The sequence below is a fragment of the Stenotrophomonas sp. YJH_SMC_32 genome (genome assembly GCF_059369975.1).
Genome location: NZ_JCAFTE010000013.1, coordinates 14699 through 39532, shown reverse-complemented (window position 1 = coordinate 39532; position 24834 = coordinate 14699). Strand labels below are relative to the sequence as shown.

General features: G+C 63.6%; 20 protein-coding genes. 10 read left to right on the top strand and 10 right to left on the bottom strand.

Annotated features, from left to right (window positions below):
* Positions 1-633 precede the first annotated feature (633 nt).
* On the top strand, positions 634-1947 hold the full coding sequence (locus AC5P7S_RS14340; RefSeq protein WP_242441392.1) for a DNA cytosine methyltransferase: 1314 nt from the start codon (positions 634-636) through the stop codon (positions 1945-1947).
* Positions 1948-2017: 70 nt separating this feature from the next.
* Here AC5P7S_RS14340 and AC5P7S_RS14335 read toward each other — a convergent pair whose 3' ends face one another.
* The 3 genes from AC5P7S_RS14335 to aceE form a co-directional block, all read right to left on the bottom strand.
* Positions 2018-2923, bottom strand: a complete 906-nt coding sequence (locus tag AC5P7S_RS14335; RefSeq protein WP_095379199.1) for a response regulator — start codon at positions 2921-2923, stop codon at positions 2018-2020.
* Positions 2920-5292, bottom strand: coding sequence for a sensor histidine kinase (locus tag AC5P7S_RS14330; protein ID WP_197599087.1), 2373 nt, complete (start codon positions 5290-5292; stop codon positions 2920-2922). The genes AC5P7S_RS14335 and AC5P7S_RS14330 overlap by 4 nt, the downstream gene beginning before the upstream one ends.
* A 171-nt stretch (positions 5293-5463) precedes the next feature.
* On the bottom strand, positions 5464-8151 hold the full coding sequence (gene aceE, locus AC5P7S_RS14325; protein WP_495213639.1) for a pyruvate dehydrogenase (acetyl-transferring), homodimeric type: 2688 nt from the start codon (positions 8149-8151) through the stop codon (positions 5464-5466).
* A 545-nt stretch (positions 8152-8696) separates the two neighbouring features.
* Between aceE and AC5P7S_RS14320 the strand changes: the two genes are divergently transcribed.
* Together AC5P7S_RS14320 and AC5P7S_RS14315 are read left to right on the top strand one after the other, a co-directional pair.
* Positions 8697-9257: a PadR family transcriptional regulator gene (locus AC5P7S_RS14320; RefSeq protein WP_095379197.1), complete on the top strand. Its 561-nt coding sequence runs from the start codon at positions 8697-8699 to the stop codon at positions 9255-9257.
* Positions 9258-9317: 60 nt separating this feature from the next.
* Positions 9318-10115 (top strand): siderophore-interacting protein, encoded by a 798-nt coding sequence (locus AC5P7S_RS14315; RefSeq protein WP_095379195.1) that lies wholly within the window; start codon positions 9318-9320, stop codon positions 10113-10115.
* A gap of 62 nt (positions 10116-10177) precedes the next feature.
* Here AC5P7S_RS14315 and AC5P7S_RS14310 read toward each other — a convergent pair whose 3' ends face one another.
* Positions 10178-10999, bottom strand: a complete 822-nt coding sequence (locus tag AC5P7S_RS14310; RefSeq protein WP_095379193.1) for a hypothetical protein — start codon at positions 10997-10999, stop codon at positions 10178-10180.
* A 207-nt stretch (positions 11000-11206) separates the two neighbouring features.
* Between AC5P7S_RS14310 and AC5P7S_RS14305 the strand changes: the two genes are divergently transcribed.
* Positions 11207-11608, top strand: a complete 402-nt coding sequence (locus AC5P7S_RS14305) for a hypothetical protein (protein WP_005415048.1) — start codon at positions 11207-11209, stop codon at positions 11606-11608.
* A gap of 175 nt (positions 11609-11783) precedes the next feature.
* Here the strand turns inward: AC5P7S_RS14305 and AC5P7S_RS14300 are convergent, their stop codons facing one another.
* The gene (locus tag AC5P7S_RS14300; protein WP_005415047.1) at positions 11784-12491 is read right to left on the bottom strand and encodes a YceI family protein; all 708 of its coding nucleotides are present in this window, start codon (positions 12489-12491) and stop codon (positions 11784-11786) included.
* 86 nt (positions 12492-12577) lie between these two features.
* Positions 12578-13168 (bottom strand): malonic semialdehyde reductase, encoded by a 591-nt coding sequence (locus AC5P7S_RS14295; protein WP_095379191.1) that lies wholly within the window; start codon positions 13166-13168, stop codon positions 12578-12580.
* Between the two features lie 126 nt (positions 13169-13294).
* Here AC5P7S_RS14295 and AC5P7S_RS14290 point away from each other — a divergent pair, with 126 nt between their 5' ends.
* The 5 genes from AC5P7S_RS14290 to AC5P7S_RS14270 all read left to right on the top strand — a co-directional run bounded on the left by AC5P7S_RS14290 (position 13295) and on the right by AC5P7S_RS14270 (position 16973).
* The gene (locus AC5P7S_RS14290) at positions 13295-14254 is read left to right on the top strand and encodes a mitochondrial fission ELM1 family protein (RefSeq protein ID WP_095379188.1); all 960 of its coding nucleotides are present in this window, start codon (positions 13295-13297) and stop codon (positions 14252-14254) included.
* Between the two features lie 163 nt (positions 14255-14417).
* Positions 14418-15269 (top strand): DUF2145 domain-containing protein, encoded by an 852-nt coding sequence (locus AC5P7S_RS14285; protein ID WP_095379185.1) that lies wholly within the window; start codon positions 14418-14420, stop codon positions 15267-15269.
* 19 nt (positions 15270-15288) lie between these two features.
* A complete protein-coding gene (locus tag AC5P7S_RS14280) occupies positions 15289-15792 on the top strand; it encodes a hypothetical protein (RefSeq protein ID WP_032953871.1) in 504 nt (167 codons plus the stop codon).
* Between the two features lie 32 nt (positions 15793-15824).
* A complete protein-coding gene (locus tag AC5P7S_RS14275; protein WP_065197240.1) occupies positions 15825-16337 on the top strand; it encodes a hypothetical protein in 513 nt (170 codons plus the stop codon).
* 75 nt (positions 16338-16412) lie between these two features.
* Positions 16413-16973 (top strand): queuosine precursor transporter, encoded by a 561-nt coding sequence (locus AC5P7S_RS14270; protein ID WP_005415040.1) that lies wholly within the window; start codon positions 16413-16415, stop codon positions 16971-16973.
* A gap of 175 nt (positions 16974-17148) precedes the next feature.
* Here AC5P7S_RS14270 and glnE read toward each other — a convergent pair whose 3' ends face one another.
* Positions 17149-19944: a bifunctional [glutamate--ammonia ligase]-adenylyl-L-tyrosine phosphorylase/[glutamate--ammonia-ligase] adenylyltransferase gene (gene glnE / locus AC5P7S_RS14265; protein WP_495213637.1), complete on the bottom strand. Its 2796-nt coding sequence runs from the start codon at positions 19942-19944 to the stop codon at positions 17149-17151.
* Between the two features lie 385 nt (positions 19945-20329).
* Here glnE and scpC point away from each other — a divergent pair, with 385 nt between their 5' ends.
* Positions 20330-21844: a succinyl-CoA:acetate CoA-transferase ScpC gene (gene scpC, locus AC5P7S_RS14260; protein ID WP_495213636.1), complete on the top strand. Its 1515-nt coding sequence runs from the start codon at positions 20330-20332 to the stop codon at positions 21842-21844.
* Between the two features lie 136 nt (positions 21845-21980).
* Here the strand turns inward: scpC and hglS are convergent, their stop codons facing one another.
* The 3 genes from hglS to AC5P7S_RS14245 all read right to left on the bottom strand — a co-directional run bounded on the left by hglS (position 21981) and on the right by AC5P7S_RS14245 (position 24772).
* Positions 21981-23342 (bottom strand): 2-oxoadipate dioxygenase/decarboxylase HglS, encoded by a 1362-nt coding sequence (gene hglS / locus AC5P7S_RS14255; RefSeq protein ID WP_095379396.1) that lies wholly within the window; start codon positions 23340-23342, stop codon positions 21981-21983.
* A gap of 160 nt (positions 23343-23502) precedes the next feature.
* Positions 23503-23991: a hypothetical protein gene (locus AC5P7S_RS14250; protein WP_005415036.1), complete on the bottom strand. Its 489-nt coding sequence runs from the start codon at positions 23989-23991 to the stop codon at positions 23503-23505.
* Positions 23992-24022: 31 nt separating this feature from the next.
* A complete protein-coding gene (locus tag AC5P7S_RS14245) occupies positions 24023-24772 on the bottom strand; it encodes an HAD family hydrolase (RefSeq protein WP_053499038.1) in 750 nt (249 codons plus the stop codon).
* Positions 24773-24834: the final 62 nt, after the last annotated feature.

The following is a 24834-nucleotide window of genomic DNA, read 5'->3' as shown; positions in this document are numbered from 1 at the left end:
TGGAATCGAAGCCATACTGCACCCTCCCATTCAGTTCAGAACGCCCAGAATCAATCAGCGCCTTCAGATTCGGAGATCTCTGTAGCGTAGCGGCGACGGTCAGCCTCCTCATCTCCAGAGGTTCAGAGCTCCCTCTTCTAGCCACTTCAATCACACAGGCAACATATCGCTCGTCCTTCGAGAACCCCTCATTACAGTCTTTGCATGCACCAACCACGGGAAGATTCTCCGGATAAGGAGCATCTAGAAATGCTTTAGATGGGACATGGTCTCTTGTAGTCACCTGCATCCCGCAGTACACACAACCAGCATAGAGTCGACTGTCCGAATAGTCCTTCACCTGCTCCATGTCTTCCCCACCCTTAAGGTCTGCAAACCTCTCACTTCAAAAAGTACATGAGGCCTAAGCACATTAGAACACCAAGCCGCTCGGGGCCATCATTGGCGAAGCCCCCCCCTTGCGACCAGACTCCACCTGGGCAACCGCGCCAGCACCTGCGATCATACAATCGCGGATAGTACGCACTGCCATCAGGCCGTGATTCTGGGGTATGATAACGGGTTGCGTGAAGGATCTATCCATTAACGGATGAAACTTAGTAACACTGGGGGAGCTCATTGGAAAAGCAATTTTTGAGCGTCGTCGATCTATTCGCCGGCTGCGGCGGGTTTGGCCTTGGGCTCGAGCAAGCAGGATTCACGCCAATATATGTTAACGAAATTAACCTAGATGCTCGCGCAACGTACATCTCAAATAGGATGCAAATTCATCCTTGGTTCGGCGACGGATTGGATCAGGAGAAGTGGCTAAACAGGTTCAGCTCAGCTGACGCGAGAAAGATCACCAAGAAAGAGAACCTCGAAAGAATTCAACGAGACATACGCTCTGAATTCTCATTGAATCATGGGGAAATCGATCTCATTGTTGGCGGCCCTCCTTGCCAGGGCTTTTCTGGGATAGGGCATCGAAGATCTTATGCGGTAAGCAAAGAGGACATACCCTCCAACCACCTCTATAAGGATATGGCCCGAGCTGTCGATCGCTTGCGACCCAGAGCGTTTGTCTTTGAGAATGTTCGAGGCCTACTTACCGGAAAATGGACCTATTTTGGGGAACCCGGAGAGATATGGCGCGACGTTAAGCGGGCATTCGCGGGCATCGGAGATTACCAGCTCGCGGCTGAACTTGTTTATGCGAGAAATTATGGCGTTTGTCAGAACAGGCCGCGCGTAATACTTGTTGGAATTCGTAGCGACATAGCGGGCGAGGTCACCAAAAGAAGAGACATTGATGAAATCGATGGGACTGGTATATCGAGCGGCTTCCTTCCATCCGGTAGCCTTTCGCATGCACCGTCAATTCTGGACGTTCTTGGTGATCTCGTAGATCCCTACTATATCAATGGCGGCAGCACCACGCTCTATCCCTGGCAGCCGCTCAGCCAAACTCAGATTGACCTCAGACGCTCTCATGATGGTCTCATAATCGCTCAACAGGGTGATCCTATTACGGAACACACTTATAGCAAGCACAGTCTGTCGGTAATTATGAAGTTCGATGCAATGATAAAGGGCGATTCGTTTGAGTCGACAAAAAAATTTGCGCAGCGTGTACTGCCGAAGCAATGGACGGACAAAGGACCCACTGTAACGGCGACCTCGCTACCTGATGACTATGTCCATTTTGAACAGCCTCGAACGCTTTCGGTCCGTGAATGGGCAAGACTTCAGGGGTTTCCAGATTGGTATCAGTTTAAAGGTAAGAGAACCACAGGGGGTATCCGGCGTGCAGGCAACCCTCTACAAGGCATTCACGAGCGGGAGCTGCCCAAATACACCCAAATCGGCAATGCGGTTCCAGTTCCCATGGCGAAGGCGATCGGCGAGCATCTCGCAAGAATCATTCGTCAAGGGTCTATCGATTCGACGCCTCTGGCACCCCCTTAGGGACGCGCCATAATATTGCGGAGAGAGGTGAATTCGGCATCTTGCCCCACCCCTCTCCGCTCCGAATAACTCAATCAAAATTCACATCAAGCAATACCGCAACTTCAACAAAATTCTTCCTATGATTGATGTAGTCCAGCCTAAGCGCAGTCATATCTTCTGAAGTAAATCCTTCAGGAAGAGCTCCCGCCCGATCCAACCGCGCGTGCGCCAGCTTATTTCTTCGTGGCACGATATTGGTAGCGTAGTGCTTCATCTTTTCGTTGCGCTCATCCGTGGAAGGAGCCTGAAGTTCTAGCCTCTTCCTCAGAGATGTGAGCTTATCGGCTGCGCTATACATGGCCTTTAGCGCTAAGAGAGACTCGAGATCTCCGATCTGCATGGCTTGATCGAGGTCCTGCTGCCATCTCTCCAGCTTCCTTGTCATCTGATTATGAAGATCAGTGACGAACTCCTTTCGCAGCGACGATTCCAGCTTGCCATACACGGCGACCAAACTCCGCTCCACAAGATCGTCAATGTCGCTGGCCGCTGCCATCACCAGCCCCCTCATGTGGTCGATATCAAGCACTTTCCCGAGCAGCTTTCGCACCACATCAGCGGCCTCCTGAACCAAGCCAAAGCGGGTCGAAAAATGCACGCCATCCACCGAACGCTCATACGCCAGCGTGCGCAGCTTCTCTACGTCAGTTGCGGAGTAGAAAATTATCTCCTTATATCTAAATATCTTCCGAACCTGCTCGAGAGCAACCTCACCACCACCGCCATTTCCTAGATCATAATCGACCAGAACCAAATCTATACCGTCGTGGCCGTCCCTCGAGCCAACCGCATCTGCGATTTCAGCGATGCTCCGGGCAGAAACCACCTCCAACTGAAAGCCCAGCGGGGCGATCTTCAGTTGCAGAGACTCCTGATAGCTTTGAATATGCTTCGGCTGGTCATCGATCCACAAAACAGTGAAATCCAATTTCATTTTGTGATCCTTATGTCAAATTTTGCGCCATGCTCATGAGCATGGTCCATCGCTATGCTTCCATTCAACTCTCCCAGCGCCTGCCGCACGTGATAGAGCCCCAATCCAGAGCCGCTAGTTCTAGTGAACCCCATTTCAAATATTCGGGATGGATCCGATATCCCCTTATCTAATCCAGAGCCATTGTCAGCAAATGAAATCAGGAGAACATCTTTAGCTTCCATACCCATAGTAACCAACAACTCACTGGCGCCAGCCTTTTTCGAATTATTTATCAAATTATCAATAACGACCGCCATCTCCATTGGCCGGAACCTCTTTGAAAGAGAGACATCACCCTTGGAAACGACGACCGAAATGTTGTTGAGGAACGGCTTATTCGCATCATTTATATAGCTTTCAACGAATGACGCTATATCATCCTCAATCTGATCAGACTCCAATCTAAAGTTCGCTTTAGTAGCAATCTTGGATACTGAGAGTATTTTCTGGGAAAGGAAGGACACTTGTTCTAGACGAGCCTCCGCATCAGCCAGAGCTAGCCCCCCTTTTATCCTTGCCACTGCCAAGCAGTTCTCCACTTGAGTCCGCAGGTCAGCAGCGTAGATGGTAATCTGATGATGCATATTAACTATCACATCCAGATCCAAACTCGTCATCGACTTAAGGAAGAGATTCCTGCTTCTCTCCTCCTCCAGTTCCAGATTGGCGGATTCGGCTGCGGCCCGAGCTTGACTTGCCTCACGCTGCGCCCTTTCTTTCGCTAAGCGTTCTTGCTCCGCAGTTTTGAGTGCATCTGCTTCGGCTTTGCGTAGCTCTGCAAATCGCTCTTCCGCTAGCTCAAGGCTATCAAGTAGTCCTTTGTCAGCGGTCTTAAGTGCGATAGTTTTCAAGCTATCCAGCGAGGATTCAAATTGCGCAGACCTTTCATTCAAGGCGGAAATTAGATCCTTACTGTACGAAATAACCTCAACATCTTCATCCTCTACTATCTTTGCAAATGCTGAGGTAACTCTCGCTTTACCTGCATCGGTCAACAGCCGAGAAAGGTCATCTGTATTCTTTTCAGCCTTATCTGCCCAGGTAACTGGAACTACATATCGCTCCAAACGCTTTAGGCATTTCTCCCAAAAGCAATCAAACAGCTCGAGCACAGCAGGGGTATCTACCAACCCCTGATTTCGACTGGAAGCCTCTCGGAACAGAGCCTCAGTTCCGAAGACATCGATCCTTCCAATGACATCGCGAGTACCAAGGTATCTTGCGTAACCTTGCTGCTTCCTACGGTCGATACCGAATGTGTCATCATGCTCCTCCCCCACAGGAAAGACTCTGAACCCATTTCTAAAAAGGAAAACCGATCCGAATTGAACGGAAGGCATCCCCATCCTTCGAGCGAATGTTGCCTTAGCCGACTGATTAAGATAGTAGAGATCGCACGTAAATCCGGCCTGAGCAAGAAGTCCGTACACATTATCCTCTCGTATCTTATAAACAACCTCACCACGATCGGTCAGGGTGGTGACTATTTTTGAACCTTCCCCTTCGATACACACATTGATGTGAGTCGTTTTTTCCCGAAGACTTGCGAATATAAAATTTCCAACATCGCCATTAATGAGGTCACTCTCAATATTCTGGCGACTTTCAGATTTAGCTATTAAATCCCTATCCGCACCCAACTCAGCCGGCGCAACTATTCTAATTCGAAATCCGTCAGATGCAGAGCCAAAGGGATTAATTAACTTTGCCAAAGATCGCTTAAGCTGTTTAATTCTGTCGCGATCCCAGACGAGCCTTGTATTTTCCACTGAAATTGCGGTTCCGTGCTCCGGAACTGTCAGCTCCTCTGGTAGTTCGAACGCGGAAGAAGTTGAATACGCGATTGGTATACTTTCAAACTTTGCAGTCAAGTCCCCATCGAAGAGCCCCCATTCGATGCGAAGTTTATTAACTAAATCATCTGCAGCCTGAGACGCTCTAGTTTGAAGAACCAAGCTCTCCCCCAATCGATCTGATGAAAATCGACCTATACCCTTGCTACCCGCATAATGCTTTCGTGCAGTGAGATTTGCTCGGAAGTTTGATTGATCGCTTCCTTTCTTAGACGAGTATGCGACTTGAAGCCACTTTGACTTTATTTCGTTAAGCGACATTCCTTCGCCATCGTCTACGATTATTATTTCGGCCGCACCGAAATAAATTTGGACATTGCTAGCATTCGCATCAAATGAGTTCTTTACCAGCTCGAAGATCGCCACCTCGTCATTGGTAATGAGATCCCTACCAATAACGCTCTTGAGTCCAGAACTCACATCGAAATATAGATCTTCTTGCATCCCAGCCCCCCGTTTCCCGTCCAAATTCATCAAGATCAATCACGATCAATGTTGAGTAGCATAGTAAATTCAGGCACTCCTCGCACCATCCATTTAGAGGCGGCTCAAAGCAGAGACTAACGGAGTACGCGCCGCGGGGCAGCGCACTTAAAAAAAAGGGCGGCCAATGGCCGCCCTTCTTTCGTCAATTAATTGACGAAATCAAACCCCAACAGGATTAGCCTTCTCCGGATCAATCTTGTACTGCTTGATCGCCCGGGCCACATCCTTCGCGGTCATCTTCCCTTCCTTCGCCAGTGCCGCAATCGCGGCATGCGCGATGTAGTAGCGGTCCACTTCAAAGAACCGACGCAGGTTCGCACGCGTATCCGAACGGCCGAAACCATCCGTACCCAGCACCGTGTACGACATCGGCACGAACGCACGGATCTGGTCCGCATACGCACGCACGTAGTCGGTGGCGGCAATTGCCGGGCCCTGGCGGCCTTCCAGCAGTTCGGTCACGTAGGCCTTGCGCTGCTCACCTTCCGGATGCAGGCGGTTGGCACGTTCCACGTCGAAACCATCGCGACGCAGTTCGTTGAAGCTCGGGCAGCTCCAGATATCGGCGGTCACGCCGAAGTCCTTGTCCAGCAGCTCTGCCGCGGCAATGGCTTCGTGCAGGATGGTGCCCGAGCCCAGCAGCTGCACGCGCAGCTCGCCCTTCTTCGGCTTGCCGGCGTCGGTCAGCAGGTACATGCCCTTGACGATGCCTTCGGCCGCGCCTTCCGGCATTTCCGGGTGGGTGTAGTTCTCGTTCATCAGGGTGACGTAGTAATACTCGTCCACCTGGTCTTCCATCATGCGCTTGGTGCCGTGCTGCAGGATCACCGTCACTTCGAAGCCAAAGGTCGGGTCGTAGCTGCGCACGTTCGGAATGCCACCGGCCACCAGATGGCTGAAGCCATCTTCGTGCTGCAGGCCTTCACCGTTCAGCGTGGTGCGGCCGGCGGTGCCACCCAGCAGGAAGCCGCGGGTACGCATATCGGCGGCCTGCCAGGCGATGTCGCCCACGCGCTGGAAGCCGAACATCGAGTAATAGATGTAGAACGGCAGCATCGGCACGTTGCTGACCGAGTAGCTGGTACCGGCGGCCATCCACGAGCTGATCGCACCCGGCTCGCTGATGCCCTGCTGCAGCACCTGGCCGCTCTGGTCTTCGCGGTAGAACATCAGCTGGTCGGCGTCGACCGGCTTGTACTTCTGGCCGAACGGCGCGTAGATGCCGATCTGGCGGAACAGGCCTTCCATGCCGAAGGTACGGGCTTCGTCGGCCACGATCGGCACGATGTGCGGGCCCAGTTCCTTGTCACGCAGGGTGATGTTCAGGCTCTGCACGAAGGCCATGGTGGTGGAGTAGCTGCGCTCGCCGCTGCTCTTCAGCAGGCGCTCGTAGGCCTCCAGCTTCGGCGCCACGAAGGTCTTGTCGGCCTTGCGGCGGCGCTGCGGCAGGTAACCGCCCAGCGCGGCACGGCGTTCCTGCAGGTACTGCACTTCCGGCGAATCCGGGCCCGGGTGGTAGAACGGCACCTGGCCGTCGGCCAGCTGCGCGTCGGTCACCGGAATGTTGAAGCGGTCGCGGAAGTGGCGCACCGCTTCGTCGTCCAGCTTCTTGGTCTGGTGGGTCGGGTTCAGCGCTTCACCGGCGCTGCCCATGCCGTAACCCTTCACGGTCTTGGCCAGGATGACGGTCGGCATGCCCTTGGTGTTCACGGCCTGGTGGTAGGCGGCGTACACCTTGTGCGGGTCGTGGCCACCACGGTTCAGGCGCCAGATGTCGTCGTCGCTCAGGCCGGCGACCATCGCGGCGGTTTCCGGGTACTTGCCGAAGAAATGCTCGCGGGTATAGGCGCCGCCGAAGGCCTTGCAGTTCTGGTATTCGCCGTCGACGGTTTCCATCATCAGCTTCTTCAGGACGCCGTTGGTGTCCTTGGCCAGCAGGGCATCCCAGTAACCGCCCCACAGCAGCTTGATGACGTTCCAGCCGCCGCCACGGAACACGCCTTCCAGTTCCTGGATGATCTTGCCGTTGCCGCGCACCGGGCCGTCCAGGCGCTGCAGGTTGCAGTTCACCACGAAGATCAGGTTGTCCAGGCCTTCACGGCCGGCCAGGGCGATGGCACCCAGGGTTTCCGGCTCGTCGCTCTCGCCGTCGCCGATGAAGCACCACACCTTGCGGTCGGACTTCTCGATCAGGCCACGGTTTTCCAGGTAGCGCATGAACTGCGCCTGGTAGATGGCGGCCAGCGGGCCCAGGCCCATCGACACGGTCGGGGTCTGCCAGTAGTCCGGCATCAGCCACGGGTGCGGGTACGAGGACAGGCCACCGCCGTCCACTTCCATGCGGAACTTGTCCAGCTGCTCTTCGCTGATGCGGCCTTCCAGGAAGGAACGCGCGTAGATGCCCGGGGCGCTGTGGCCCTGGATGAACAGCAGGTCGCCCGGGTGGTTTTCGCTCGGGGCGCGCCAGAAGTGGTTGAAGCCCACGTCGTACAGGGTGGCGCCGGAGGCGAACGAGGCGATGTGGCCGCCCAGGTCACCCGGCTTGCGGTTGGCGCGCACCACGGTGGCCATCGCGTTCCAGCGGATGATCGAACGGATGCGCCATTCCAGCTCGGCGTTGCCCGGGCTCTTGGCCTCGAACTGCGGTTCGATGGTATTGACGTATTCGGTGGTGGGAGAGAACGGCAGGTAGGCGCCCGAACGACGGGTCAGTTCCACCATGCCTTCCAGCAGCTGATGCGCGCGCTCGGAGCCCTCGACATCAATAACGGCCTTCAACGACTCGATCCACTCCTGGGTTTCCACAGGATTCGGGTCGTTGTTCAGCACCTCGTTCAACCAGTTCATTAGCGCTCCCATAACCGCACGCACGCGCGCGACTGTTGTATAGATTTCTAGACCGCAAAGTGTAGCGCACCAAGGGCTTTCGTCACTTGGCTACGCTGGCGTATGGATGCAACCGGCCAGTGTCCGCAAGGGGCTTGCCGGGCCCGCTGATGGCCCTGCGGCGGGCCTTGGCGGCGGCGCGGGCTGTCGCTTGCGGGCCGCTGCGCCCATGCGCAGGACGCAGTGTTACTGCTGCCGATGACGGTTGTAGGGCAACTCCGGCACCGCCGTAGGTGGGCGCGGGGCAGCGGTTCTGAACCGGCGACAACATGTCGCACCTGCCTCTGGATCGCTGCCAGCCACGGGCCCAGGGTGAGGCGCGAGTGATGGGCCCGATGGCCCTGCTCCCTTCCACAGCATCGCCGGGGCGCCTCGCAGGGGGCGCCCCTTTTGCTGTGCGCACGAAGGTCCGTGGCCCAAATTGCACCTGCTTGTGGCCGGATCGGATGTTGTCGCTTTCGACATATCGATATATCGTTTGCATACTCGTTTACCGATATATCGAAATGAGCCGTACCGCTTCTGCCAGAGCCCGTTCCACCGATCCGGATGTGCCGCGCCGCAACGGCCAGCCGCGCGTCCTCAGCCGCGGCGACCTGCGCCTGCTGGTGCTGGCCCTGATCGGCGAGCAGCCGCGCCATGGCTACGAGCTGATGCAGCTGATCAGCAATCAGTTCATGCAGGCCTACACGCCCAGTGCCGGCACCATGTACCCGCTGCTGGCCAGCTTCGAGCAGGCCGGCTGGATCGAGGCCGAGGAAGTGGATGGCAAGCGGATCTTCCGCATCACCGCCGCCGGCGAGTTCGAGCTGAAGGTGCAGCGCACCCAGGTGCGCCTGGCGCAGCGGCGTGCCTTCGACCGTGCCCGCGAGATCACCAAGGCCTCGCTGCCGCCGCCGCTGGCCGCGGCCCTGCGCGAGTTCAAGCGGGCGCTGGTGCACCACCACGGCCGCTGGGCCGAGGGTGAGGCGGACGAAGTGGCGGCACTGCTGACGCGGGCCTCGGCCCTGCTCAACGGTACGGCCGGTAGCGAGCAACCACCGATTTCAACGACCCAGCCAGACTGACGCCAGCCAGGTCTCCCCTACGCCGCGCGCCCCCGCGCGACACCTTTACAGGTAACCCCCATGACCGAACACAACAACACGCGCCTGCGCCTGGATGTGCGCTTCCGTGAACTGACCGTGCTGCGCACTGAAGAGGTCACCCCGCACATGCGCCGCGTGGTGCTGGGTGGCGACGACCTGGCCGGCTTCGATTCGCCCGGCGCCGACGACCATATCAAGCTGTTCTTCCCCAACGCTGCGGGCGAGATGGTGCTGCCGGTGCTGACCGCCGAAGGCCGCAGCTACCCGGACGGCAAGGTGCCTTCGCCCTCGCGCGACTACACCCCGCGCTGGTGGGACCACGAAGCCGGCGAGCTGGCCATCGACTTCGTGCTGCACGACCAGGGCGTGGCCGGGCCATGGGCCGAACGCGCACAGCCGGGCGACATGCTGGTGATCGGCGGCCCGCGCGGCTCGTTCGTGGTGGCCGACAGCTACGACGCCTACGTGCTGATCGGCGATGAAACCGCACTGCCGGCCATCGCCCGTTGGCTGGACGTGCTGCCGGACAGTGCCGAGGTGCAGGCCTTCATCGAAGTGCGCGACGAGACCGAGCGCCAGGACCTGCCGCAGTACGAGAACGTGCGCATCCACTGGCTGGAGCGCAACGGCTTCCCGGCGGCCAGCAGTACGCTGCTGGAAGACATGCTGACCGACTTCGAGGCCCCGGACGGCGATGTCTTCTACTGGATCGCCACCGAATCACGGCGCGCACGGATGATGCGCAAGTTCATCGAAGGCCACCTGGGCGTGCCACGCGACTGGATTCGTTCCACCGGCTACTGGAAGGCCCACCCGGACGAAACCGACGGCGATTGACCGGCTCGGGGTCAGATCCCTTTTCCTGTGGAAAAGGGATCTGACCCCATGCACCGGCAACCTCATGAACCTTCGGCAGGAACCTGCAATTGCCGGCCAACGGCCGGCACTACCCTCTGCCGCGTCCACCCGAACCGCTGCGCGGCCCAGATCTCCAGCGCTACCAGCAGGGCGATGATCAGCAACGGCAACAGCAGCCCGAAGTACACGCCCGGCATCATGCCGTTGATCTGCGCCTTCACCAGCCGCAACACGCCACGGGTGTGCAGCAGCTCATCGACGTGCATGGTCAGCGCCTCGCGCACCACCTTGGGTTCCAGGCCGAGGGTACCGGCCCTGTCCACCAGCGTGTCTTCCACCATGCTGCGCAGCAGGCCCTCGCGCACCCTGCCGATCACCCAGCCGGTGCCGCGTGCCAATGGGCCGTTGCCAAGACGGTCCAGGCCAGGCAGCGGATGCTCGCTGAGGTAGGCCGAGGCGATGGTGTCGGCGACGTCGCCCACCGTGCCCTGGCTGCGCAGTGCCTCGCGCATGCGCGGGTCGTCCAGCGAATCGGTAAAGCCTTCGCTCCAGCCTTCCACCAGGGTCTGCAGGTGCGGCTGGAAATGATCGAGCTGCTTGAACAGCGCGCGGTGCGCACCGGCAGTGAAACCCAGCTGCAGGCCGAAGAAGGCAGTGGCCAGCGGCAGCAGCACCACGTAGCTGGCCAGCAGCCAGTGATGCCAGCGCTTGCGCCGCTGCAACCAACCACGGCGATGCAGCCAGCGCCAGCCGGCGATGCCCAGCACCAGGCCGAGCAGCGTACCGAGCACGCTGCCGCCCACCAGATCGAGCACGCTCAGGCCCGACCAGAATTCGTTCAACCAGTACTGCGCGTCCTGCATGGGTCTTCCTTCCGTGGGTGATACAGCGGGCCATTGTGGAGCCGAGCCCATGCTCGGCTGCGCCGCCGTCGGTGGGTGCGGACCGCCATCGACTGGTGGGTGCGGACCGTTGGTCCGCACACTCCCATGCAATTGCCGGCCAGCGGCCGGCACTACCGAGCTGGCAATGCGACAATCGCGCTCCTTTCCTGCAGCAACGAGGCCCACATGGCCAAACTGACCCTGGCCAGCGTGGACGCGCTGCGTACCCGCTTCGCCGATGACGCCGCCTGCGACGCGGCATTGGCCGCCTTCGCCGACACCGCTGCACTGCGCGCGCCGCTGCGCGAGCTGGTGGAAGCACAGCACCGCTACCTGCAGGCCGAATTCGAAGTGGCGCAGGTGGCCGACGTGCTGCGCCGCGACCAGAAGTACGCGCCGGTGGGTCGGCCTTCGATCAACATCGTGCAGCTGCGCAAGCAGCAGGCGGCCACCAAGCAGGCGGCGCTGATCGCACGCCAGGTCGTGGCACAGGCCGCGCAGACCTTCGTGCGCGTAAGCGGGCTGGTGGTGAAGGCCAAGCAGAGCCCGAGCGAAGCGTGTGGCGTGTGGTTGGGCGCGCTGCGCTGAAGGATCGTGCGGACCAACGGTCCGCACCCACCAGATGCAGGTTGGCACCTGCCGGGTAGTGCCGGCCGCTGGCCGGCAACCCCGTCGGCATCGGGTGCCTCGCATGCAGAACCCAAAAAGAAGGCCCGCTTTTCAGCGGGCCTTCTGCCTTCTCACGACGAGTGAGTCGGGTGCATCAAGCGGCCGGCTTTTCGCCGGTGGCTTCGGTGGTGATGCGGATCTTCACTTCATCGCTGACGTTCGGGGCGTAGGCGCCGACGCCGAAATCGCTGCGCTTCAGGGTGGTGGTGGCATCGAAGCCAGCCGCCGGAACCTTGGCCATCGGGTGCTCGCCGCCGCCGTTGACGGTGACGTCCAGGGTGACCGGCTTGGTGATGCCCTTGATGGTCAGGTCGCCGGTGACGGTCAGCTTGTTGGTGCCGGCCGCTTCCACCTTGGTGCTCTTGAAGGTGGCATCGGCGAACTTGGCGGCGTCGAAGAAGTCGGCGCTCTTCAGGTGCTCGTCAAACTTGGCGGTGAAGCTGTTCAGGCCGCTCAGCGGCAGCTTCACTTCCACGGTGGACTTGGTCACGTCTTCGGCGTTGTACACCAGGGTGCCTTCGACGTTGCCGAAGTGCGCGCTGGGGTTGGAGAAGCCGAAGTGGCTCCACTGCGCCAGCACGTCGGTGTGGCTCGGGTCCAGCTTGTAGGTGCCCGAGGCGATCTTGATCGCTTCGGCGGCCGGCGCGGCAGCAGCGGCATCAGCCGCCGGGGTGGCAGCCTGCTCGGTGGTGGCCGGGGCGGCGGCATCGGCAGCCGGGGCAGCGGTGTCGGCCGGCTTGGAGCAGGCGGCGATGGCCAGGGTCAGGGCCAGCGGCAGCAGCAGTTTACGGGTGGCGCTCATCTGAGGAACTCTCCGGATCGTAGGGTGGGTACACGGTGCAGCAATGGCCCGCCGCGGAACAGCGGGCCCGAAACCGATACAGCGACTTACGCGATGCGCGCCGCTTCGTCGAACGACAGGCGCGGCAGGCGCGGGAACAGGCCCGCCGGATCACCGTAACCCAGGTTGACCAGGAAATTCGACTTGATGGAGGTGCCGGCGAAGAAGGCTTCGTCGACCTTGGCCGGGTCGAAGCCGGACATCGGGCCGGCATCCAGGCCCAGCGCGCGCGCAGCCAGGATCAGGTAGGCACCCTGCAGGCTGCCGTTGCGGATGGCGGCTTCGTGGCGGCCTTCCTGCGGGCCATCGAACCAGGCCTTGGCATCGGTGTGCGGGAACAGGTACGGCAGCTTCTCGTGGAAGTCCAGGTCGAAACCGATGATGACGGTGACCGGCGCGCCCATGGTCTTGGCCAGGTTGCCTTCGGACAGCGCCGGGGCCAGCTTGTCCTTGGCCTCCTTCGAGGTGACGAAGACGAAGCGCGCCGGCGTGGTGTTGGCCGCGGTGGGGCCCCACTTCACCAGGTCGTACAGTTCCTTCAGCAGGCTCTCGGGGACCGGCTTGTCGAGGAAGGCGTTCTGGGTGCGGGCCGTACGGAACAGCTGATCAAGGGCGGCGGCGTCGAGCGCGTGGGACATCGGTGGATCTCCAGGGCGGCGAAAGGAAGTCAGTGCCCGCGGGCGGCGCGGGGCGAAACGACGAGCCGCAGTGTAGAGTGTCGCGACTGTTGCAACACCCAGCAGGGCTGAAACGAATTAATGCCAATGGTGAAACGATCGAGCGCGCCATGGACGGTCACTGACGGCCGTGCGGGCAATGTCCGCCAGGCGGTCGCGCTGGCCTCGGCACTGCGCCAGGGCACCCACCGACCGCTGCTCCTGCAACCGCGCGCACCCTGGCGCTGGCTGTCGCCGCGGCGGCTGCCCGGCGATGTGAATGGCTACGGCGAGGCCTTGGCGACGCTGGCGGCCGAGGCGCCGACACTGGCGATCGGCTGTGGTCGCCAGGCGGCCGGTGCCCTGCGCGTGCTGCGTGCACGCGGCAGCCAGGTGGTGCAGATCCTCGACCCGCGCATCGGCGCCCGCCATTGGGACGTGGTGGTGGTGCCCGAACACGACGCCCTGCGCGGCAGCAATGTGCTGACCCTGCTCGGCAGCCTCAACCCGGTGGACGACGACTGGCTGGCCTGGGGCCGCGCCGCGTTCGCCGGCTTCAGCACCCTGCCCGGTCCGCGCACCGCACTGCTGGTGGGCGGGCCGACACCGCTGGCGCCGTGGGATGAGACCGCGATGGTCGGTGTGTTCCAGGCGCTGGCCGAGCAGATCCGCAACGAAGGCGGCAGCCTGCTGGCCACCACCTCGCGACGCACGCCGCCAGCCCTGGCCGAGATCCTGCGCGCGAAGTTCGCCGACCTGCCGCACGTGATCTGGGGCGATGGTGGCGACGGTACCAATCCCTATGGTGGCCTGCTCGGCTGGGCCAACCGCGTGGTGGTCTCGCCCGATTCGGTGAACCTGCTCTCTGAAGCCTGCGCCACGCGCATGCCGGTGATGGTGGCGCTGGCCGATACCGCGCAGGGCCGGCTGGCCCGGTTCCAGCAGCAGCTGCGCGAACGCGGGCGCTTGCAGCCGCACTGGTTGGACTGGCAGTACGACCGCATCGAGCCATTGCGCGAAACCGCGCGTGTGGCGGCGGAAGTGAAGCAGCGCCTGGCCCTGGGGTAGTGCCGGCCGCTGGCCGGCAATGCTGCACGCATTACCGAACACCCTGCCGATGCCGGCCAGCGGCCGGCACTACCCGACTACGCGGCGCAAGGGCGTGGATCGCCCGCTGCGCTGAGCAGCGTATGATCGGCGCGCGGGCCTGCCCGCCGTTGAAGGTACCGACATGGATCGTTTTTCCCGCCTGCGCCGCGCCGCGCTGCTGATCGCCAGCCTGCTGGCGACCGCACCGGCCTGGGCCGACAGCACCGCCTGCCGCGAGCGCTACCCGAGCGTGGCGTCGCAGGCGGCGATGCTGGACGTGGCCTGGACCACCGCCGAACGCCTGGACGCGCTGCCCGAGGTGGACGTGGTGGTGGCCGCGCGCGGTGGCCAGGACCTGAGCCGCTACGGCCTGCGCCACAGCCACCTGGCCTTCCTGCTGCGCGAGGACGACGGCCGCTGGCGCGCGATGCACCTGCTCAACCGCTGCAAGACCGACAGCTCGCAGCTGTACCACGAGGGCCTCGGCAACTTCGTCGGCGAGAGCGGCGGCCATACCGACCTGCGCATCGGCGTGCCGTCGGCCCCCTTGCGTGCGGCGCTGCGCGCGATGCTGGTGCCGCCCTCGATCCAGCCCAAGGCGCTGCACGAAACAAGGTACAACGTGGTCGCCTACCCGTTCGCCACCGACCACCAGAACTCCAACCAGTGGGTGCTGGAAGTGCTGGCGGCGGCGATGGCGCAGACCGAAGGCGCGCCGGCCATCGTCAAGCGCGAACAGGCACAGCAGTGGCTGCGCCAGCAGAAGTACCAGCCCAGCGTGCTGCATATCGGCCTCGGCAAGCGCGTGGGTGCGCGCCTGTTCGTAGCCAACGCCACCACCACCGACCATCCAGCCGGCGAACGCATCTCCGGCAACTATTCGGTGGTGACGGTGGAATCGGTGTTCGACTTCCTGCACCAGCGCAGCCAGCTGCAGCAGGAACTGGTGATCCCCCATGTGCCGGTGGCCGGTGCCACCGCCTCCACGCCCTGAATCCCGCAAGGAGAACGACATGCGTCCGCTGCTTACCTCTGTGTTGTCGATGGTGATCGTCACCGGCCTGGCGTGGTCGACGGCCGCCCACGCCGAACGCCGCATCGTGATCATCCATGACCCGGGCCCGCAGGGACCGAGCCTGGAAATGTCCACGCAGATGGTGGCCTCGGCCCGCGCCGCAGCAGCGAAGGAAGCCCAGGATGCGGCCGATGCCGGCCAGCCGCTGGCCCGCCCGCAGCAGATCAAGCTGCCGCAGATGGAGGTGAGCGCAATCGCCACCACCGTCGATGGCCGCCGCGAAGTGCTGCTGCGTGATGCCAACGATCCGCAGAACACCGCATCGATGCAGTATCCGCGCGGCGTCGGCGACCCGGCCGTGCAGTTCACCGTGGGCCAGACCGTGAACTTCGAGCCAACCGGCGCCGACCAGGGCTGGCAGCTGAAGGACAACCAGGGCCGCCCGCTGGAATACCTGCCCGAGGCCACCGGCCCGCGCGATATCTTCGATACCCGGCGCTGAGCCGCCGTCCCCACGCTGACCAGGAGGTCTCCATGTTCCGTTGCCTGCGCGTTCCCGCTTCCGCCCTGCTGCTCTCCGCGCTGCTGGTGCCCACCGTCCATGCCGGCGCCGCGCCGCAGTTGAACAGCAGCGAAGCCAGCGTGCTGATCACCTCGCTGATCGTGGTCTCGGTGCCGCTCGCTGCATCGGCGGGCCTGTCCGAACTGTCCAAGGCGCCGTTCAAGGCCAGCGAACGCAATGGCAGGGTTGCCCGCACCAAGGCGGTGCCACTGCCGCCGATGGACGTGAAGAAGGTGGAGATCACGGCGGCCGGCGAGCGCCAGGTGCAGCTGCAGGTGCCCGACAAGGCCGATCAGACCGCCACCCTGCGCTGGCCGGCGCGCGTGCATGAAGACCAGACGGCGGCCTTCGTGGTCGGCCAGCAGGTACATTTCGACCCCACCGAGGCCGGTGCCGGCTGGACCGTGAAGAGCGCACAGGGCCAAGCGCTGGCTTACGTCCCCACCGCCTACGCCGCAGGCGATGTGATGAGCGAAGCGTTGTAAAGCTGAACAAGCGGTTTTGGCTTTGCCGCGGGCCGGGCGGATAATGGGCGATCCCCTTTGTCCCCCTGGCTCGCCATGTCCGTGCGTCCTGCCCCTGTGTTTGCCCCGCTGACCGCCCGCGCCCTGGTGCTGGCGGTATTGGCGATGGGCGCGGTGGTGCTGCTGTCCAACGTGCTGGTGCAGTACCCGATCAACGACTGGCTGACCTGGGGCGCCTTCAGCTATCCGGTCGCGTTCCTGGTCAGCAACCTGATCAACCGCCGCTTCGGCCCGGGCCCGGCGCGCCGCGTGGCGTGGATCGGCTTCGCGGTGGCGGTGCTGTTGTCGATCTGGGTGGCCACGCCGCGCATCGCCGTTGCCTCGTGCTCAGCCTTCATCGTGGCGCAGTTGCTGGACATCACCGTGTTCGACCGCCTGCGCCGCGGCAGCTGGTGGCGCGCACCGATGGTGGCCACGACCTGCAGCGCGACGGTGGATACCACCATTTTCTGGTCGATCGCATTTGCCGGTTCCACCCTGCCGTGGGTGAGCTGGGCCGCCGGCGACCTGGCAGTGAAGCTGGCGATCGGCGTCTGCCTGCTGGCCCCGTTCCGCGCGCTGCTGTGGAAGATGGCGCCGCTGCGCGCGACCAGCTGACCGCACATGCTCTGGCAGGTGCCGACCTTGGATGGCACATGAGCACGGTAGGTGCCAACCGTTGGTCGGCACGCTCCATCAGAGTTCATCACCGCTGACAGATTGTGCCGACCAACGGTCGGCACCTACCAACAGCGGATCATCCCCGGGCAATTGCTCTAATGGGTGCACCCACTCACCCGAACGGCAGCTCCGCCGCTCTGCACGCCGCCGTAATCGCCGCACACGCGTCTTCAATCGCGGGCGTGGTCGGTGCCAGTCGCGGGCGACGGTCCAGCGTGCAGGCCAGGCCCACGTCGAGCAGCGTGGCATGCGCGCCATGCAGTGCTTGCGCAGTGTCTTCCGGCAGGAAACCGGCAACCGCCAGCGCATCGATCAGCGACGGCGTGTCGCGTGGCTGCAGCAACGCCGCATGCTGCGCACTACGCGCCAGCACGCCGGTCTGCAGCAGGAACTCCAGGTCCACCACGCCACCGGCACCCTGTTTCAGGTCCAGCCGCGCGGCATCGCTGCGGTCCAGTTCAGTGCGCATGCGGCCGCGCATCTTCAGCACATCGGCATACAGCGTGGCCGGATCGCGCTCACGACCCAGTGTCTGTGCACGCACCTGTTCGAAATCGGCCAGCAGGCTGGCATCACCGGCCACACCGCGTGCGCGCACCAGGGCCTGGTGTTCCCAGGTCCACGCGCGTTCGCGCTGGTACTCGGTGTAGCTGGCCAACGAAGACACCAGCGAACCCTTGCCACCGTCCGGGCGCAGGCGCACGTCGATGTCGTACAGGCGCCCGGCGGCGGTGACCGCACCAAGCAGCGCCATCACCTTCTGTGCCAGTCGTGCATACCAGCGCCCCGGTTCCAGCGGACGTGCGCCATCGCTGGCCTCCACGCCGGCCGGATTGTCGTGCAGGAACACCAGGTCCAGGTCGGAACCGAAGCCCAGCTCAAGCCCGCCGAGGCTGCCGTAGCCGATGATCGCGAAACGTCCACCGGGAATCCCGCCGTGCGCGGCGCGCATGTCCGCCTCGGCCATCGCCAGCACGGTGGTAACCACCGCCTGCGCCAGCTCGGCCAGTTGCCGCGTGCTGTCCACCGCACCCTGGCGGCCATCCAGCGTGGCCATCGCCATGCGGAAGCTGAGCGCCAGCCGCGTCTCGTTGAGCCAGCGCAGTGCGGATTCGGGATCTTCCACCGCCAGCACCTGCTGGCACTCGGCCAGCATGCCGGCCGCATCGGGCATCGGCCCGGACACGCGCACGTCCAGCAGTTCGTCCAGCAGCAGCGGGTACGCGGCCAGCCGCTCGGCCAGCAGCGCGCTGCGCGCCAGCACATCGACCAGACGCGCCAACGCGCTCGGTTGTTCGTCCAGCAGCGCGAGATAGCTGGTCCGGCGCAGCACGGCCTGCAACAGGCCGAGCACACGCTTGAGCGCAGCGTCGGGTTGCGGCGAACGCGTGGCCGCATGCAGCAACGCGGGCAGTACGCGATCCAGCCGCGCACGCGCCGCATCGGATAATGACTTCACGCCGGTGCCCTGCGCGAAGTCACGCAATGACTGGTCGGCGCCATTGGCATCGAGGAAACCGGCTTCGGCCAGCAACGGCGCGTTGCTGGCCTCGGGCAGGCTACGCCAGTAATTGGCCAGCGCGTCGGGCGCGGCCTGGCCCTTGCGCGGTGCCAGCAGCGCGGCGAATTCGGTACTGACCCGCTGCTGCTGTTCGGCCAGCGCCGCGCGCAGCACGTCCCAGTCCGGGTAGCCGAGGCCGACGGCGATGCGCTCGCGGTCCAGTGCATCGCTGGGCAGCACGTGGGTCTGCGCATCGCGCAGCATCTGCAGGCGGTTCTCCAGGCGGCGCAGGAACAGGTAGGCCTCGCGCAGCGCACTGCCGTCCTCGGGCGCGATCTGCCCCGCAGCCACCAGCGCGTCCAGCGCCACCAGCAGGCGGCGCTCGCGCAGCGCAGGCTCGCGGCCACCGCGGATCAGCTGCAGCGCCTGGCACAGGAACTCGATCTCGCGGATGCCACCGGCGCCACGCTTGATGTCTTCGTGCAGCTCGCGGCGCGCGACTTCGGCGGTGATCGCCGCCTTCATCTCGCGCAGGCCATCGAGCGCAGTGAAATCCAGGTAGCGGCGGTACACGAACGGGCGCAGGGTCTGCAGCCACGCTTCGCCGGCCTCGATATCACCGGCGACCGCGCGCGCCTTCAGCCACGCATAGCGCTCCCAGTCGCGGCCTTCGCGCTGGAAGTACTGGTCCATCGCCGCGAACGACAGCGCGACGCGGCCGGCGCTGCCGAACGGGCGCAGGCGCAGGTCGACGCGGTGGCTGAAGCCATCGACGGTGGTTTCGTCCAGCAGCTTGGCCAGGCGCTGGCCAAGGCGGGCGAAATACTCTTCGGCGGCCAGCGCGCGCGGGCCGTCGGATTCGCCGCCGTGCGGATAGGCGTAGACCAGGTCGATATCGGAACTGAAGTTGAGCTCGCCGCCGCCAAGCTTGCCGAGGCCGAACACCACCAGCTGCTGCGCGGCGCCTTCGCCATCGCGGACCACACCGTGGCGCTGGGCGAATTCCTGCTGCAGCGCGTCCAGCGCCAGCCGCAGGCAGTCCTCGGCCAGGGTGGTGGCGCCGGCCAGGGTCTGTGCCACGTCGTCCAGGCCGGTCAGGTCGCGCCAGATCAGCCGCGTCGACATGGCAGTACGCCAGCGCCGGATCTGCGCCGGCCAGTCGCTGGGCTGCAGCGGATCGAGCACCGGTGGCGGGATCGGCGGGCAGCCGGGGGTGGCCAGCTGCGCCAGCAGCGCCGGTTGCCGCACCAGGGTGTCCAGCGCGAAGTCGCTGGCCACCGCCAGTCGGGTCAGCAGCGGCAGCAGTTCAGCAGGAACGGGCTCGGGCAGGACCTGGGCCAGGCGCGCCAGGGCGCGTTCGACAAGGGGCTGCAGCGGGGCGGGCAGGTCAGCGGGGGCGAGGGTCATGGGTCTGATTGTATCGACCCGGCTGGGACGCAACGGACCCGGTAGTGCCGGCCGCTGGCCGGCAGATCCCATGATTCTGCCGAAGGTTGCTGCAGTTGCCGGCCAGCGGCCGGCACTACCGATAATGCAGGCCGCGTATTCACACTGGGCCACAGGCAATAAAAAAGCCCGCTTGCAGCGAACTGCCAGCGGGCTCTGCTCCCTCCCCCACGTCGGGATGCAGGGCCATCGTGCGGGCTGCGAAAGCACTTTGCACGCTGCACTGCAAAACAGAACCGGTGGGTATGGGTGAGCCCCTGGGGGAAAAGCCATTCCACGAAGGTAGAACCCCCCGTACGGATGAGGATGGCCGATAATCGGGATTCCCCCCAGAAACACTGTCGTCATGTCTGTTGATCGCATCGCCAACGCGCGTCTCCGTGACCGCGTGGTCTCCGCCGAGGCCGCAGCCGCGCTGATCCAGCCCGGTGAAACCGTGGCCATGAGCGGCTTTACCGGCTCCGGGTATCCCAAGGCCGTTCCCGTCGAACTGGCCCGCCGCATCGAAGCGGTGCATGCCCAGAGCAATCCCTTCCAGATCAAGCTGATGACCGGCGCCTCGACCGCGCCGGAACTCGATGGCGCGCTGGCCAAGGCCGATGGCATCGCCATGCGCATGCCGTTCCAGAGCGACCCGGATGCGCGCAACCGCATCAACGAGGGCAAGCTGGATTACATCGACATCCACCTCAGCCACGTCGCCCAGCACGTGTGGTTCGGCTTCTATGGCGAGATCGATACCGCTGTCATCGAAGTCTCGGCCATCCGCGAAGATGGTTCGCTGGTGCCCTCCACCTCGGTCGGCAACAACAAGACCTGGCTGGACCTGGCCAGGAAGGTGATCGTCGAGGTCAACGAATGGCAGCCGGCCGGCGTCGACGGCATGCATGACATCTACTACGGCACCGCCCTGCCGCCGCACCGCAAGCCGATTCCGCTGGTGAACGCCAACGACCGCATCGGCGATACCGCGCTGCGCTGCGACCCGGACAAGATCGTGGCCGTGGTGCGTACCAACGGCCCGGACCGCAACAGCCCGTTCAGCCCGATCGATGCGACCAGCGAACAGATCGCCTCGCACCTGATCGAGTTCCTCAAGCACGAGGTGAAGAAGGGCCGCCTGCCGCCGAACCTGCTGCCGTTGCAGTCGGGCGTGGGCAACATCCCCAACGCCGTGCTGGCTGGCCTGGCCAAGAGCGGTTTCCGCGACCTGGCCGCGTTCACCGAAGTGATCCAGGACGGCATGCTCGACCTGCTGCGCGACGGCGTGCTGAGCTACGCCTCGTGCACCGGCTTCGCGCTGAGCCCGCAGGCGAATGAGACGTTCAAGGAGAACATCGATTTCTACCGCGAGCGCATCATCATGCGCACGCAGGAAATCTCCAACCATCCGGAACTGGTGCGCCGCCTCGGCTGCATCGGCATGAACGGCATGATCGAGGTGGACATCTACGGCAACGTCAATTCGACGCACGTGATGGGCACGCGGATCATGAACGGCATCGGCGGTTCCGGTGACTTTGCCCGCAACGGTTTCCTGTCAGCGTTCCTGAGCCCGTCCACCGCCAAGAACGGCACCATCTCGGCGATCGTGCCGATGGCCAGCCATGTCGACCACACCGAGCACGACGTGTCGGTGATCGTCACCGAACAGGGCCTGGCCGATCTGCGCGGCCTGACCCCGCGCAAGCGCGCGCAGGTGCTGATCGACAGCTGCGCGCACCCGGACTTCCGCCCGCAGCTGCAGGATTACTTCGACCGTGCCAGCCGTGAGAGCTACGGCAAGCACACCCCGCACCTGCTGCCGGAAGCGTTGTCGTGGCACCAGCGCTGGCTGGATACCGGAACGATGAAGGGCTGAGGCCCGCTACGGACCTCGGGTAGAGCCGGGCGCTGGCCGGCTTCCCCAACAGCCGGCCAGCGGGCGGCTCTACAAAGGGGCCGCTCCGCAGAATCCCTGTAGAGCCGAGCCCACGCTCGGCGCCACGGCAAGCGGTTTACCCGCGCAGCGCCGCCAGCGATTCGGCCTGCAGCCGCTCGTAGATCTCGAACTCGTCGTTCACCTCCACGCCCAAGGCCTGCTCGAAGGCTTCGCGGTTGGCATGCGCGGCATAGGCGCGCTGTTCTTCGCCGCCCAGGTTCGACTGGAAGATGCCCGCGGCACTGACCGGCAGGAAATCCTCGTAGACGATCGGGTCAGCCGTGGCCAGGCCGGCGGCCACCAGCACTTCAGCGGGCAGATCGGCCACGCGCTCCGGCGCGGCGCGGCCAGCGTCGGTCAGCTGGTAGCGGTAATACCCCAGGCCTTCCTGGCGCAGGGTGTCATGGTCATCCGGGAAGCTGGCGAACACCGCCTGCAGGCGCTGGCCGTAGTCGCCGCCGGTGCTGCCTTCACCACCGGCGTCGCGGGCCTGCGACAACAGCTGGTCGTACAGCGCGCGGCCCTTCGGGGTCAGCGCCAGGCCGCGTTGTTCGATCTCGCCGAAGCGCGCGGTATGGGTGCCGGCATCGCCACCTTCGGCATCCGGGAAATGCACGGCTTCTTCCAGCGCCTTGAAGCTGGTCTGGCGCAGCAGGATCGGGCAGGCACGGCGCGGCGGGCCTTCGATCACGGCCTTGGCCGCCATGCCATGCTCGATCATTGCCGCCTGTGCAGCGTCGATGTCCAGCGTGCGCGGGGTCAGGTGGTTGATGTGTGGGCCGCGGAAACTGACCACGTCAGCCACCAGGCGGTGCGCGTTGTGCAGTGCGTGGTAGGTCGGCAGATCGACCGTGGCATCGCCGTGCCAGCGGAAGGTTTCCAGCGCCTGCTGGACGAAGCGCTCGGCATCGGCCTGCGACAGGCCACCGTCGCGCTCGGCCTGGTCGATCAGCGCCAGCGCGCCGTCAGTGAAGATGCGACGGCGCGCCAGGATCTTCGCCGACTCTGCACGCAGGGCTTCGTCTTCGATCAGCTCCAGGCGCAGCAGCGAGGTGAACACGCGGAACGGATTCTGCGCCAGCGCCGCGCCGGTCAGCGGGCGGAACGCGGTGGAGTGCACCGGCACGCCGGCCACCGACAGGTCGTAGTAGCCGACCGGGTACATGCCCATCACCGCGAACAGGCGGCGCAGCGTCGCCAGTTCCTGCACGGTACCGACGCGGATCGCGCCATGACGCTCTTCATCCAGCCGCGCACGCTCGTCGTTGCGCTGCAGCTGCGCGGCCAGCGCCGGGTCCTGGGCAAGCACCTGCGCGTTGATCCGCTCCACCAGTTCCACCAGCGTGCCGTACAGCGGCACTTCGGTGCGGTACATGCGGGACATGGCCTGCGCGAACAGGCGGCGGATCACATCAGGCGAAACGAAAGAGGCGCTCATCAGTCACTCGATTACGGGAACGGGGAACAGCTCGGACCCGTATTGTCGCCGGAGCGCCCGGCGGCGGCGATACGCAGAGCAACATGACCGGGTAGTGCCGGCCGCTGGCCGGCAACCCCGGACGCCTGGAAAGGCTGCAATTGCCGGCCAGCGGCCGACCCTACCGCTTCAACTGGCGCTTCAGCGCGGCATCCAGGGTGATCGGCCGGTCCCAGTGCTGGTAGCTGGCCACGATGGCATGGCGCACAGCCCGGTAGTGCAGATTGTCCGGCTTGGTGGGCATGCGCTTGACCACCGCCTCCCAGCCGCCCTCCGGGTCCTGGCTGAAGGCACGCACGCTGTCGCGGCAGGTCTGGCCACTGGCCTTGGCCCAGAAGCAGGCGAAATAGATGTCTCCGGCCTGCCAGCCGTGGGTGGTGAACAGCGCGCTGATGTAGCCGCGCGGCACGTCGGCATAGCGCGACACTTCGTCGAGGAAGGCGTCGGGGTAGCGTTCGGCGTAATGGTTGATGTCCTGCAGCTGGGCATCGACCCAGCTGTCGCCGGTGTCCACGTCGTAGGCGCTTGAGCGCTCGGCGGTCTGCTGGGCCAGCACGGTGGCCGGCGCCAGCAACAGGAACAACATCAGCGCGCGCAGTCGGTGGTTCATGCCCCGATTCTGCCGCAGCCGACGGGCCCTGTCAGGCCGCAGCGGCCTTTGCCTCGATCGCCGCCAGTGCGGCCGGCCAGTCGTGGGCGGTATCGGCGGTGACCATGCGCGGCTCGTCGTCGGCCACGCCATGCTGGGTCTCGTGCGCCCAGGTCACTGCGTACGGGGTATGCACGCCCCAGCCACCCAGGGTCACCACCGGCTCGATGTCCGAGCGCAGCGAGTTGCCGACCATCACGAAGCGCTGCATCGGCAGGTCGAATTCGGCCAGCACGCGGGCGTAGGTCTCCGGGTCCTTCTCGGAAACGATCTCGATGCGCGGGAACAGCTCGCCCAGGTTGGCGACCTTGATCTTCGCTTCCTGGTGGAACAGGTCGCCCTTGGTGATCAGCACCACCGGGTAGTGCTCGGCGATGGCCGCCACCGCTTCGCGTACACCATCGATCAGCTCGACCGGGTGGCGCAGGGTGTCGTGGCCGATCTCCAGGATGCGCTGGATGTCCTTGGCCTCGATGCGCTGGCCGGTGATGTCGATGGCCGCTTCGATCATCGACAGGGTCATGCTCTTGACGCCGTAGCCGAAGGTGCCCAGGTGGCGCTGCTGCACTTCCAGCAGGTGGCGGGCGGTCTGGGTGTCATGCACGTCGACATAGCGCGACAGCAGGTCAAGGTAATCCTGCTCGGCCTTGCGGTAGTAGTCCTCGCTCTTCCACAGCGTATCGTCACCGTCAAAACCGACCAGGCCGATGGCGCGCGACGGCGCAGGCGTGGGGGTGTTCATCGCGCAAGGATACAGGGGCCATGGTGACGAAAAAAACCCGGGTGGCCGAAGCCGCCCGGGTT

Coding starts and splice junctions, on each gene's coding strand:
- scpC (WP_495213636.1), top strand. CDS start 20,330: ATGTCTGTTGATCGCATCGCCAACGCGCGTCTCCGTGACCGCGTGGTC.
- AC5P7S_RS14275 (WP_065197240.1), top strand. CDS start 15,825: ATGTTCCGTTGCCTGCGCGTTCCCGCTTCCGCCCTGCTGCTCTCCGCG.
- AC5P7S_RS14335 (WP_095379199.1), bottom strand. CDS start 2,923: ATGAAATTGGATTTCACTGTTTTGTGGATCGATGACCAGCCGAAGCAT.
- glnE (WP_495213637.1), bottom strand. CDS start 19,944: ATGACCCTCGCCCCCGCTGACCTGCCCGCCCCGCTGCAGCCCCTTGTC.
- AC5P7S_RS14290 (WP_095379188.1), top strand. CDS start 13,295: ATGGTGAAACGATCGAGCGCGCCATGGACGGTCACTGACGGCCGTGCG.
- AC5P7S_RS14305 (WP_005415048.1), top strand. CDS start 11,207: ATGGCCAAACTGACCCTGGCCAGCGTGGACGCGCTGCGTACCCGCTTC.
- AC5P7S_RS14245 (WP_053499038.1), bottom strand. CDS start 24,772: ATGAACACCCCCACGCCTGCGCCGTCGCGCGCCATCGGCCTGGTCGGT.
- AC5P7S_RS14320 (WP_095379197.1), top strand. CDS start 8,697: ATGAGCCGTACCGCTTCTGCCAGAGCCCGTTCCACCGATCCGGATGTG.
- AC5P7S_RS14295 (WP_095379191.1), bottom strand. CDS start 13,168: ATGTCCCACGCGCTCGACGCCGCCGCCCTTGATCAGCTGTTCCGTACG.
- AC5P7S_RS14285 (WP_095379185.1), top strand. CDS start 14,418: ATGGATCGTTTTTCCCGCCTGCGCCGCGCCGCGCTGCTGATCGCCAGC.
- AC5P7S_RS14270 (WP_005415040.1), top strand. CDS start 16,413: ATGTCCGTGCGTCCTGCCCCTGTGTTTGCCCCGCTGACCGCCCGCGCC.
- aceE (WP_495213639.1), bottom strand. CDS start 8,151: ATGAACTGGTTGAACGAGGTGCTGAACAACGACCCGAATCCTGTGGAA.
- AC5P7S_RS14280 (WP_032953871.1), top strand. CDS start 15,289: ATGCGTCCGCTGCTTACCTCTGTGTTGTCGATGGTGATCGTCACCGGC.
- AC5P7S_RS14315 (WP_095379195.1), top strand. CDS start 9,318: ATGACCGAACACAACAACACGCGCCTGCGCCTGGATGTGCGCTTCCGT.
- AC5P7S_RS14310 (WP_095379193.1), bottom strand. CDS start 10,999: ATGCAGGACGCGCAGTACTGGTTGAACGAATTCTGGTCGGGCCTGAGC.
- AC5P7S_RS14300 (WP_005415047.1), bottom strand. CDS start 12,491: ATGAGCGCCACCCGTAAACTGCTGCTGCCGCTGGCCCTGACCCTGGCC.
- AC5P7S_RS14250 (WP_005415036.1), bottom strand. CDS start 23,991: ATGAACCACCGACTGCGCGCGCTGATGTTGTTCCTGTTGCTGGCGCCG.
- AC5P7S_RS14330 (WP_197599087.1), bottom strand. CDS start 5,292: ATGAATTTGGACGGGAAACGGGGGGCTGGGATGCAAGAAGATCTATAT.
- hglS (WP_095379396.1), bottom strand. CDS start 23,342: ATGAGCGCCTCTTTCGTTTCGCCTGATGTGATCCGCCGCCTGTTCGCG.